A 12,161-nucleotide genomic window follows, 5' to 3' on the forward strand; every position below is an offset into this window, starting at 1 on the left:
AATTTTAATTAACATAAACCTTAACCGTGATAAGGTATATCTCTTTCATACTAGTACATTATTATAAAGAAATGGCTGTATATCGAGAAAACTGGATATTCTATTTTCCACTAAAATAACACCATCAAAATCCTGTGAGAAGTTTGTTTTAGAGTTCAATATTAACTAAATTAGTTTTATTTCTTCACCGCATAGCCCCATAAATTGGCATGCTCATCGGTCATGACTCTTACTTCTTGAAAGCCTGCTAGGGTAAGTGCTTCAGCAAGGCTATTTTTATCAAAGCCACATTTGTGGGCCATAAACTGATTACCCTTTTCTATGGCGCCTTGGTGCCCAAATAATACGTCTATTGGACGAATTGGGCCCATTGGGGATTGGTACATCACTTCCATTAATTTACCTTCTGCCACCCATTCGGCAACGACTTGTATGTCCGGTAAAGTGACTAAAAAGAAGCCACCTGGCTTTAAGGTATTGAGTATTTGCTTTAATGCGGTGTCTACTTGATGCAGGTTGAGGTGTTCCAAGTTATGAGAGGAGTAAATGGCGTCAACACTGTTGGTTTTTACATGAGATAAATCAGTGATGTCGGCCACTATGTCTGGCTCTAGACTTGGGTCGATGTCGAGACGAACTTGATGCCAGCCATGCCCCTGAAAGCACTCCGGTAGACGAATATTGTTTTTGTCACCGCAACCCACATTCAAGAAAATCTTATCAGAACGGTCGACCAGTGTCGGTTGTAGGATGGCTAAATCAGCGGCGCTCATTGTCATAATGTGTCTTCCTGAGAGTGGTCTAGAGTCGTTAACGTTTGATCATGGGAAATTAACCCAGGTAATCGATTGGTTCTGGCTTGTACAGGCCGAGGGGGTAACGCCAATGCGGTAAAAGGTGCATTGGCCAGATTAAGCGATAAATTCGGGTTATAGGCCGGGTCATTATTTAACACATGATGCCAGCGCTGTCTTAAATTGTGCATTTCCCTTTGGGCCCGGGCGGCTTTTTCAGGTACATCGTCTTTGCCTCGGGTCGCGGACTCGGCGTGTATTAATGTCGCTTCGGGCGTCCAAACGACGGCTTTATCAAGTGCTCGTACTTTTAAACATAAGTCTACATCGTTAAAGCCAACAGGGAAGTCTCGTTCATTTAGGCCTCCCACACGCCAATAATCTTCCCGACGAATCAAAAGACACGCGGCGGTTACCATAGAAAACCGTTGAGTAAGCTGATTATTGTTTAAATAGCCAAGATCTTCGTCGGTTAACTGGTTGCCGACGTGCCCTGCTAAACCATCAAATTGGCCGCCAATCACTCCGCCATGCTGCACCATATTATTCGGCCACAAGAGCTTAGCACCTACTATGCCTGTGTCTTGACGCATCAACAAGGCGACCATATTACACAGCCATTCTGGGTGGAGAATTTCAATGTCATTGTTCACCAGACCGATGACGTCACTGGTACTGTGTTGTACACCATAATTATTGATACTGGCATAGTTGAATGGATAGAGATAATCCAGCACGTCAACGTGTGCCGTTCCTCGGCCTATTTTTTGCTTGCCCTGCGCCGTCACATGCTCAAAGTACTCTAAGGTTTCTGCTTTCTGTGATTGGTTGTTCAAGATAATAAGACGAACGTGGCCGGGATAATCGGTCAGTTCAAAAAAAGTATCGATGCATTTTTTCAACAGGCTCAATGCATCGCGTGTCGGTATCACTAACGTGACGTCAGGCCAGGTGTCTAATTGACGTTGTAATCGTAATCGCTGCGGGGTCTTTTCATCTTGGCTTAATGTGGCCATGGCGTCATATTGCATTAAATATTCTTGTCTGGCCAAAAACTCACTTGCACTAATGGCTTTATTTAAGCCGCTGTCATGACGATGAAGTCCAATTTGCGGGAGATGAACCACATCTTGGCTATTGATGGATTTAGCGGCTTTTGTTTCACCTACCTGAACTTCATCCGCATGACTTAGTTCGGCTTTTAGTTCAGCTTTTAGTTCAGCTAAAGCCATAACCAAAGCATAGCTGAGCTGCTCGGGCGCGTTAGGCAACCGAACCAAGCTATGCTGTATTAAATCACTTGAGGCAATGCATAAGGTGGCATTTAAGTAGTTCTGACACCAGAGGCGATCTATATCAAATGCAGGGAGAAAAGCCGGTAATCGTGGTGACTGATGTGGGTTTATCACGGCATCATCATTCGGGTAATCGGCAAGGTAATCAAAATCCGTATAATAGAGCTTGGCTCGATGCGCCTCCATTGCATGACGTATTTGATTCAGTGCCTCTTCCGCAATATGATCTTGGCTCTGTATTTGAGCGATCCAATCACAAGCCTCGGCGGCTTGCTGTAACGTCTCTTGATACGCGTCACCTGAAAGCACTTCCGTCACACTAAAGTGCTGTACGGCAAATGCATCTGAAGCGGACAAAAGTGCTTTTGCTTCAGACGTTGGCTCTCCCAACCAGATCACCCCAAGTGTTGGGCCAGTCGACGCTATTTTTTTCACTTGTTGACTGGATGGCTTTTTCTTAGCTTGGAGGCTTTTTTGTGTTGGCTTAGTCTTGTTGCTAGGCATTTTCGTCTGACTGGAAAAGGTTTCCAACCACAAAGGGTAGTCGTCAAAGCGAACGCTGGGCTGAATCACACGTTCACTGTATTGTGCTACTTTTAATACTAAAGGGGCCAATTTTTCGGTTTCAAACAGGTTTGTTTGCAAGAGGCTCGACAGCCCTTTTGGCCACTCTTGAATGGTAAGTGGACTGCCCTGCAACACTCTGCCTTTGCTATCAAGCACACTCAAGGTATGGCTTTTCCCATCAGCTAAACTCAGGGGCAAATCAAGAGAAAAACCCGCTTCTACATATTTTCCATGAATCGCTTGCCAACGAGTTGGTTTCGCTCTCGCGATTAACCTGTGACCTTCGTACACTAAAATATCTAATGGCTGATCTGGCTCTTGATCGTCCACCAGCCAACCATGCAAACACAGACCAGGTTGCCAAAGCACACGTGAGCTTTCTGTTGTATGAGATGTATCTTGCGGCAACACAGACAAAGACAAACGATGCAAAACGTTTTCCTCGTCATTCGCTAGGGAAATGGACAGTTCATCAACGCCTTTAATAAGGTCGTCATTGAGCATTGTACGAAAACCGTGACATCCATCACCAGGAGACAAAGGGTGAAATTGATCCGCTATGGCTAACCCCACCTGTTTACCGCCTGCTATCACAGAGACAACCCACCTTTTTCCAGGCTTTTCTTCGCTGTGTACCCAGCCTTGTATCAGGTTACTGGAAAAGTTGGTGATGCGCCCTACCGGCGGCACATCGTCCTGATTGGTTAGGTTATTCACTTTTTGAGAGTCCATCGTTGACGTCATTCTAGTTGTCTGCTGTGTTTATCGGGTTGTTTATTCGGGTTGCACCTGAGCGCGTGCTGTTCACATCAGCGCTATTTGCATTCGATCGTTGCACATCCGCAGTATTGGCGTTGATTAGCGTCTTCTCGTTGGCCCATCCATAAGTAAGTTGCTGTAAATTCGTTAGCCAAAACACATTATCCTCTTTTAGCTGATGTAGCATTATGAACCCTCTTTCCATGCTTGCCATACCCTCTCCTTTCATAGCAACGGCCGAGTGATCCATACTATCACACCTATCTAGACAATCTTGACTGATCAGCCAAGGTAAATTGCGCTTCTCATCCAGCAATCGCGCTTCTTGAAGTGTGGCCGGCAAGGTATCTAACAATAAAACCCCATCCAAAGGAAAATGCTGACAGTAGAAATCGACTCTTTCATCGTGTCGACTTAGAGAAAAAGGCATGGGAAAGACCTTCGCCGTTGCAAAAATCGCAGCGTTACTTACTGTAGGGTAACGAGTTGGCATCAAGTAAACAGGGGCTGCTTGCGCCGCCAGCTGATTCGCTAAGTGAATAAATTCGGTTGAAGCAAAGGCCTCTTCCTGCCCGACAACCGCCAAAATAACCGAGTGCTTTTCGGCTTGCCAAGCTTGCCACTTTTGCGGAGCATGATTAAGCAGCGTATCAAGGTCGGCTGCCTCTTCCTTTTCTGCCGTATTTGCTTTTTCTGCTGCATTAAGCACCATCGAATGCGGTGTCGCAGCAACAGAGACACTCGGTACTGTACTTTGCCACCAACGCTTCAAAGAATACGTATCCGCATAAAGTGTAAACACACCCAGCTTCTGTAAGTCTTGCTGCAACAGGTTTATTTGATCAGGGAGCGTGTATTGAATACGCCACGCATGAGGCGCTCTTCCCGCCAGCGTCACCTGATATGAGTTAATACGGGCCAATATGAAAGTATGACCCTGGAAGCGATTCGCTTCTATATCCGTTAAAAACCGCTCGGCCAAGGCTAACGAATGGCAAATTCTTAGCTCGCTTTGCTGAGTTGGATTAATCCTAGTATGGGCCTGTTCGTGCAGCCATACTCGACGAAGGCGATTACGTCCGTGCTTCATGGGGTCACGACGTAAGCAGGTTTTGAAGTTTTTTGTGGAATCCGGGTAGCGTTTTTCAATAATATTTAGATTTTGCATCACCCTAAAGCGTTTTTCTTCACCAAAAGAAAGCCCTCCTTGGTGAGCCACCACAGTGTTCATCGCCCCTAGGTGAAGCCACCCTTTTGACGCCGCGCGATAGCTCCAATCACTCTCTTCTCCGTATCCTCTTCTCAACATGGGATCCAGCCCTCCGACATCGGCTAATGCATCACGTGTCATGTAGAAACAAAAGCCACACCCGGTATCAAGAGGCACACTCATATCTTGAGCGTTCGCAATCGAAGCGGCACGGTCTAACTGGGCTAATTGTTCAGGGGTGAGTGCTTTGGCTGGGTCGCAAGGGGCCAGCAGACTCATTAATTCACCATTATTAGTAAAAGGCGTAACTGAAGCTACCTTCTCCGTGGAGTAAGCCACCTTTTGCAATCTATCAAGCCAGTCTCCATGCACTAACGTGTCTGAGTTCAGTAAGACGACGTCACCTTTGGCAACGCTTAAACCATGATTTACACTGCCAATAAATCCCATATTATGCGCATGATGCCGTAGCGTGATGTGCCCTTCATCGGCCAGCGCCTGCAATGCGTCCACCAACTCAAACTCAGGACTGGCATCATTAATTACCAGAATACGCTGCGGGGTTTTATTCGCCGAATGACACGCTAAAACACTTTGAACACAGGCCAAGGTCATTTCTTTATTGGCGTATACGGGAATAATGACATCAACCGCTGAGCCGATTTTGTTCGTCACATCGCCGATCACTTGCGTTTTATTGGAAGCGTTTTTCTTCGAAACATTTTTTGTTAACTTGGTTTTATTGGAAAAATCCGAAGACAATGCATTAGATACCGCTTTCTCATCTTTCCTCTGATACATTGGTGGCGTTGTTGGCATCCAGATTAAGGGACAACCGACCAACACATCCACTTGCTGACGACCGGCCCTAACCACCCCAACTTGAACCGTTTGATAATCCATTTCTTGTTGTGCAAAAATCACTTCAACTTTAAGAATAGACCACTCTGCATCCTGATAAAGCAGCTCACTGGGGGTTAGCAACATTTGCTTTCCCCCCGTTGCAATGACTAACTGGGGTGTCGCTTGTGATGATTTAACAGCGATCCAACCAATTAATTTATCCCCTTGCTGAGTAACGGCCCCCAATTCTGGTAGATAACCCTCAGGAAGTAGCCTAATCACCGTTAAAATGGATTGTATTTTCGTTAGTTCGGGTAGATGCCAATGGAGCATTTTTTTAGCTAATTGCTCATTTTCGGCTGACTCACTCACTAATAATGCCAAAAAATATTGCTGAAATGCCTCAAATTCAGTTGGAGTCGTTCGATACCATTCCGCAGCTACTGGTCGATAAGCATCTGCAAGCGCTGATTTATCGCTATTCGACTCCACCGATGACAAACGTAATTGATTCGAAAGTAAAGTCGTTAACAGCTGTATTGGAATAGGGCCCGAATCACGCAAAGACAAACTCATCAATGCCGCAAGTGCATACTTAGGATCGTTCTTCTTAGAAGCCATCAAACCGATCCACAAGAGACTTTCGTTTAACAAATCTTCATTCGTTAATCCACCTTGAATCAGCGCCAAAAGCTCGTCGTATTTTTCCTCAGAAAAAAGCGTCCCTAATGACTTTTTGTATTGCTCGTACGTAATCGGCAAAGAAAATCCCTAATACAATCAGCTTTATGAATAATCAGCTAAATACATGAACTCGTTAACCAAAACTCTATAACGCAGTATGGAAAACGCTCTAATCTAGATGTTCCTACTCTAATGGAAAAGAAGTAAATTAAAAAAATACCGTACTGTCAAGCAACACAGTATTCTCATCTCATGAAATAAGTGAATTTTAAATAAGATATACCGCATTGTCGGGATAAATCAAATAAAAGTAGGTCGGTCTTCAGGCCGACATTCTTCGCGTATATGCGTTTGTTGTCGGGCTAAAGCAAACAAAAAGTAGGTTGTGCTTTAGCGCAACAATTGTCAAGGATATCGATGCGTTGTCGGGATAAATCCCGGCCTTCAGGCCGACATTCTTGGCGTATATGCGTTTGTTGTCGGGCTAAAGCCGCGACCTACAGGCCGTAACAATTGTCAATTATATCGATGCGTTGTCGGGATAAATCCCGGCCTATGATTTTAGAAGAGATACATAAAAAAATACCGCACTGAAAAACAGTACGGTATTTTGATTACTAAGTATCGCTACAGATTTTGATTAGACCATGAAGTCCCAATCTGTTTCAGATACAGATTTCGTTTCAAACTCATCAGACTCAACAAACGCCTGAGCAACGATGTCTAGAGAAGCACCGTTTTCTAGTTCGCCTGTCCAGTAAGCTTTGTCTTCTGCTGTCGCATCACGGTTAAGCAGTTGCGTATACAGTAAGTCAACCGCTTTTTCACGATCAGCGGCTACTGTCATGTCTAGGTAAGCCATGTTTGCACCGCTTTCTTCACTGGTTAGCATCCATTTCACTGCGCCACCCAAAGATAGACCGTTGTCTACTTGGTCTGCCCAGTATTGAAGACCATCAAGATCCGCTTGACCGTCTTTACGACCTGCCGAGCTGCTGAACATTTGTTTGTACAGCGTTACCAAGGCTTTCACGTCAGCACTTTGCTCAACCGCAACGGCGCCGTCGGCGAATGTTAGGGATTCAGCGTTAACCACTTGCGTTACATCGCCAGTCGCATTGTTTGTTACGGTTGTTTGCGCACCTGTTTGACTCACAGTGTAATCCGCTTGGTTGCCAGTGAACATCACCGCATCCGCACCTGAACCACCGTATACCGAATCGTTCCCTGCGCCGCCTTGGATAGAATCGGAACCGATGCCACCCGCTAGGTAGTCATCACCACCGCTTGATGCGATTGTGTCGTTACCTTCACCGCCTTGCACTGTTGTGTTCTTATCACCATTCACTGTGAATTTATCCGCACCAGAGGTACCAACAATCACACGCTCAACGGTATTAAAGATAACATCAACACCAGTATTACCATTAAAGATAAACGCCTGGCCTTTAGTGGAGCCTTCTTCTGCAGCAATGATCACTGGACCAGTAATGCCGGTGAAAAGAGCAGGATCAATGAAGATGACATCGTTTTCTGGGTTCGTTGTAACACGCGTGACTTCAACACCTTGTGGATTTACTATCGCATCTACCGAACCCACCCTTAGAAGCGTTGTGGCAACGTTTACTACTGGAGAAAGTGTCGAAACTCCTGGCGTTCCTGGATTACTAGACGCCACCAAATTGGTGATCGCCTGCCCCACTCCCTCACCGTAGGTTTGAACTACCGAAGACGTTAATTCTTCTTGGGTTGTATTATAACTCATATTTATCCCTGCCCATGTCTAGGTTAAGTTATTCAAAGTAATCAAATAAGCTGTCTATAAATCATACCACAATCAATCGATTTTCCCACTCATTTAATGGTTACCTATTTAACAGCCACTACATAACTGTCTAAATCACTGACGAGCAAGCAATGCCTAAAATAATAGTCAAAAAAAACCACACTGAAACATAGCGCGGTTTTTGGATTACATAGCGCTAATAACACGACCAGTGAGCATGGCTTTTTGTCGGGACTACACATAAAGGTCGGTCTTCAGGCCGACAGCCTTAGAGTATATTCGTATTTCGTCGGGATAAATCCCGCTCTACGATTCTATATTTACCTTAGAAGCGATACACAAAAAAATACCGTACTGAAAAACAGTACGGTATTTTGATTACAGAATATCGTTACAGAGATTGATTAGACCATGAAGTCCCAGTCTGCATCAGCCACTGTCTTCGTTGCGAACTCATCAGACTCAACAAAAGCCTGAGCAACAACGTCTAGAGACACGCCGTTTTCAAGTTCGCCAGTCCAGTAAGCTTTGCCATCTGCATCCGCATCACGGTTAAGCAATTGCGTGTACAGCAAGTCAACTGCTGTATCACGGTCAGCTGCAACAGTCATGTCTAGGTAAGCCATGTTTGCGCCACTTTCCGCACTTGTTAGCATCCATTTCACTGCGCCACCCAAAGATAGACCGTTGTCTACTTGGTCTGCCCAGTATTGAAGACCATCAAGATCCGCTTGACCGTCTTTACGACCTGCCGAGCTGCTGAACATTTGTTTGTACAAAGTAACAAGTGCTTTCACATCAGCACTTTGCTCAACCGCAACGGCGCCATCTGCGAACGTTAGGGATTCAGCGTTAACCACTTGTGTTACATCGCCAGTCGCTTTGTTTGTTACTGTTGTTTGTGCACCCGTTTGAGTCACAGTGTAATCTGCTTGGTTGCCAGTGAACATCACCGCATCCGCACCTGAACCACCGTATACCGAATCGTTACCTGCGCCGCCTTGGATAGAATCGGAACCGATGCCACCCGCTAGGTAATCGTTACCACCACTTGATGTGATTGTGTCGTTACCTTCACCGCCTTGTACTGTTGTGTTCTTATCACCATTTACTGTGAATTTATCAGAACCAGAGGTACCAACGATCACACGTTCAACGGTATTAAAGGTAACATCAACACCTTGACCACCATTAAAGACAAACGCCTGACCTTTAGTGGAGCCTTCTTCTGCGGCAATGGTCAATGGACCAGTGCCTAGGAGAGCAGCAGGATCGATGATGATGACATCGTCTTCTTGTTTCGTTGTGATGCGCGTTTCAGTAACACCTTGTGGGTTTACAGATCTTGTCACCGTACCCAAATCTTCAGGCGTTACAGCGACGTGTATCACTGGCGTAGGTGCCGGGCCTGTAGGGTCCGTAGGTGGCAGTACAACCAAATCGGAGACCGCCTTGGCAACTACCTCACCGTAGGTTTGCTCTAAAGAAGCGTTTAGCTCTTCTTGAGTTGAATTATAGCTCATATTTATTCCTTCCCATGCATAGGTTTAAGCTTAGAACTCAAATCCGTATTTTGCGCTTAAAACAAAACACGAATATCAGATCCAATATCTGATTCTTTTAACAGAATTCACTACCCCAATCTAATCCTTAGAGTGAATGCGGGTTCTTCCTTCATCTGTCCAAACTGAATAACTTGTTCCATACGGATTGACTGAGTCATATGGTTTTTCAGGCTTGTATAACGCCTCTGTCTCATCCGATTTCATTAAGGTATTTTCTGATCTTAATACGTCCTTACGTTTTTTTTCTATTGCAAAACGCATACCTATCAAATAATTTTGATCTGTATTACTTTGAATAATTTTATTTTGTGATAACGCGACCACCTGACCATCAGAGAAGGCCAGTTCACCTATCACGTCATAATCGGCCGCATTGTCTCCCTGTAAAATAACGGCAAACTCTGTCATTTTAGCGGCTTGCTGTACGTGACCTATAAAGTCTCCCGCTGAGGCTTGAAAAACTTGGCCAGCGGATTTACAGTGCACTCGAATATCCAAACCTTTAGGCTGGTTAATCCAGTTGAATTTCACCGCTTCTAGGCGCGCTTTACCTTGAGGATGCGCTAGCCACTCACCCGCTTTTACTGTTACGTCACCTAGATTTTCAATATGCCCAGTCACTGTCATTGGCACTGTTTGAGCCCGGCTCCCATTCCTAGCGGTTTGGGTTCGGCTAACCTTGCCAGAAACGGCCGCACCGACTTGTGCTTCTGTATTCTGCCAAACGCTCTGCGGTTGAGAATCAGGTTGTTGCATCGCACTGGATTGTTGCACCGCACTTTGCTGAACGCGATATTGTTGAGCATTAGGCGATTGACTGGACTTATTGGAAGAAGTAAAAGACGGTATATTTAATTTGGCTAATTTATCTGTATAAGAGGTTTCAGAGTGAGTATACCCACTTTCATTATCGCTCAATGGCGTCGACTTTTTCGCCAAGGCTTCTTTGACAAAATTTAAGGCTGACATACTTACTGGATTATCTGCTGTTTTCGCGTTTTTCGTTTCATCAAGAGATTCTATCTTCCAGCGGACATGCACTTGATTTTCCATACGTTTTGGAATGTATTTACTGACAGACAATACGGCTTCACCACCAGAGATTTTAATGACCAGATAATCGCTTGGTTTGGACAATATTGGTTTATTAGCGTGGCAGGTAAATTCTATTTCGCCGGACAGCTCAATAGGTGCTTGACTAATTAGTAGCGGAACCTGTAAATCAGAGGTATCAAAAGAGTTTGACTCTATGGACACATAGCGTAAAACGTAGAGCCCTGATTTTAGGGTAACCATTTTGGTTCCCACGGTAATCGCTTGATTTATATCAACATTAGTTTGCATTCATTATTCCCAATAAAAAAATCGTCCTACTTAGCATTGATTTATTTCAAACAACGCAACTCAATCATTCTTTGCGTATTTTTTCACTTAAATTGTACACATAATACCCTAAGAGGATTAGCCTAATCTATTATTATTGCAATTTATGTACAAAAACTTACTAATTCTATTAAGAAATGCAAGTCTAAAACTAAAGAAAGTCTTTTTGATTTGGATGACATTTACCTAAAATTCGCATTTCAATTGTCGAATTCACCCCAAAAGAGGTGATCCTCATAGTGGCTATTTGCCTAGAGCTTTATTTTCCTAGAGCTTTGATTGCGAAGGTGGTTTTAATTGTGTGTATCGTTATCCAATGTGTAGCTGTCCAGCATCCATCTAAGCGTCTCTTGCAAACGGTACTGAGTTTGATATTCAACATCCTGAATCAACTTACGATTATCTCCCCACAAGGACATAATTTCATTGTCTCGGAGCAAATCAGAGCGAACAATAAACTCTGGAGAATGCTGAGTTAGCTCTGTGAGTAGGCTTAATATCTCTCTTAGAGAGGTTGCGCGTCCGTTAGACACGTTATAAATAGACATGGTATTGGTTTTTTTAGCAATTCGATATTTTCCACTATAAAGAGACATCAGGCGTTCCACAGCAGAGCAAACATCCCTAACATCACTAAAATCACGACTCACATCCATGTTCCCCAAAGGTATTATGTGTTTTTTTTCTGCATAGTGATGAATGAGTTTTGGTACTAAAAAAACATCGCGTTGTCCTGGCCCAATAATATTAAAGAAACGCGTTATCACCAAAGGCAAGTCCTTTGCAAAGTCGTTCGCTAAGGATTCCATTGCAAACTTTGATTTTCCATACTCATTTTTAGGCTTTGGCTCACCGATTCATTGATGCAGCCAATGGCATTCTCCCCGTAGACAATGCCACTGCTTGCAAGCAACACGGCTTGTATTTTATCTGGCTGATGTGCCTGTAACGCACACAATAAATTCTCTGTCGCATCCACATTGGCGGCACTTAAGTCTTCCCATGTGGGGTGATTTACAAATGAAATGCCCGCCAAATGAATAACAAAGTCTGGCGACACCTGCTTAACTCGCTCCGAGGTTAGTGCGCGATCCATTAAATCTAGACGATAATATTCATCCATAAACACATCACACTCATTCCTTTTTGCCACACCGACGACGTAATACCCTTTTATTCTTAATAAAGGAATTAAATGCTTTGCTAAAAAGCCCGTTGCACCCGTTACTAAAACGACCTTTCCTTTATTATTAACCATAAAAATATATGCGAGTA

8 protein-coding genes are annotated in these 12,161 nt (G+C 44.2%); all 8 read right to left on the minus strand.

The features are described from left to right. Positions 1 to 176: 176 nt before the first annotated feature. A complete protein-coding gene (locus tag IEZ33_RS16060) occupies positions 177 to 779 on the minus strand; it encodes a class I SAM-dependent methyltransferase (RefSeq protein ID WP_206696866.1) in 603 nt (200 codons plus the stop codon). Next, positions 776 to 3,400 (minus strand): glycosyltransferase family 2 protein, encoded by a 2,625-nt coding sequence (locus tag IEZ33_RS16065; protein ID WP_191601027.1) that lies wholly within the window; start codon positions 3,398 to 3,400, stop codon positions 776 to 778. Before IEZ33_RS16065 ends, IEZ33_RS16060 begins: the two co-directional genes overlap by 4 nt. Position 3,401: 1 nt before the next feature. Then, the gene (locus IEZ33_RS16070; protein WP_191601028.1) at positions 3,402 to 6,230 is read right to left on the minus strand and encodes a glycosyltransferase family 2 protein; all 2,829 of its coding nucleotides are present in this window, start codon (positions 6,228 to 6,230) and stop codon (positions 3,402 to 3,404) included. A 562-nt stretch (positions 6,231 to 6,792) separates the two neighbouring features. Continuing rightward, positions 6,793 to 7,917 (minus strand): DUF4214 domain-containing protein, encoded by a 1,125-nt coding sequence (locus tag IEZ33_RS16075; RefSeq protein ID WP_191601029.1) that lies wholly within the window; start codon positions 7,915 to 7,917, stop codon positions 6,793 to 6,795. A 425-nt stretch (positions 7,918 to 8,342) separates the two neighbouring features. After that, positions 8,343 to 9,461 carry a DUF4214 domain-containing protein gene (locus IEZ33_RS16080; protein ID WP_191601030.1) on the minus strand — a complete coding sequence of 373 codons (1,119 nt, stop codon included), beginning with the start codon at positions 9,459 to 9,461 and terminating at the stop codon, positions 8,343 to 8,345. 120 nt (positions 9,462 to 9,581) lie between these two features. After that, positions 9,582 to 10,847: a hypothetical protein gene (locus IEZ33_RS16085; RefSeq protein ID WP_191601031.1), complete on the minus strand. Its 1,266-nt coding sequence runs from the start codon at positions 10,845 to 10,847 to the stop codon at positions 9,582 to 9,584. Between the two features lie 332 nt (positions 10,848 to 11,179). After that, positions 11,180 to 11,695 carry an NAD-dependent epimerase/dehydratase family protein gene (locus IEZ33_RS20875; protein ID WP_191601032.1) on the minus strand — a complete coding sequence of 172 codons (516 nt, stop codon included), beginning with the start codon at positions 11,693 to 11,695 and terminating at the stop codon, positions 11,180 to 11,182. Beyond that, entirely contained in the window at positions 11,683 to 12,144 is a 462-nt protein-coding gene (locus IEZ33_RS20880) for an NAD-dependent epimerase/dehydratase family protein (protein WP_191601033.1), read from the minus strand. The genes IEZ33_RS20875 and IEZ33_RS20880 overlap by 13 nt, the downstream gene beginning before the upstream one ends. Between the last annotated feature and the right edge of the window lie 17 nt (positions 12,145 to 12,161).

The organism is Marinomonas algicola, from assembly GCF_014805825.1.
Classification (GTDB): domain Bacteria; phylum Pseudomonadota; class Gammaproteobacteria; order Pseudomonadales; family Marinomonadaceae; genus Marinomonas; species Marinomonas algicola.

What these genes read in the sequence shown, in the direction of transcription:
- IEZ33_RS20875 (WP_191601032.1), bottom strand. Translation starts at nt 11,695, where the DNA reads ATGGAATCCTTAGCGAACGACTTTGCAAAGGACTTGCCTTTGGTGATA.
- IEZ33_RS16075 (WP_191601029.1), bottom strand. Translation starts at nt 7,917, where the DNA reads ATGAGTTATAATACAACCCAAGAAGAATTAACGTCTTCGGTAGTTCAA.
- IEZ33_RS20880 (WP_191601033.1), bottom strand. Translation starts at nt 12,144, where the DNA reads ATGGTTAATAATAAAGGAAAGGTCGTTTTAGTAACGGGTGCAACGGGC.
- IEZ33_RS16080 (WP_191601030.1), bottom strand. Translation starts at nt 9,461, where the DNA reads ATGAGCTATAATTCAACTCAAGAAGAGCTAAACGCTTCTTTAGAGCAA.
- IEZ33_RS16060 (WP_206696866.1), bottom strand. Translation starts at nt 779, where the DNA reads ATGACAATGAGCGCCGCTGATTTAGCCATCCTACAACCGACACTGGTC.
- IEZ33_RS16085 (WP_191601031.1), bottom strand. Translation starts at nt 10,847, where the DNA reads ATGCAAACTAATGTTGATATAAATCAAGCGATTACCGTGGGAACCAAA.
- IEZ33_RS16065 (WP_191601027.1), bottom strand. Translation starts at nt 3,400, where the DNA reads ATGACGTCAACGATGGACTCTCAAAAAGTGAATAACCTAACCAATCAG.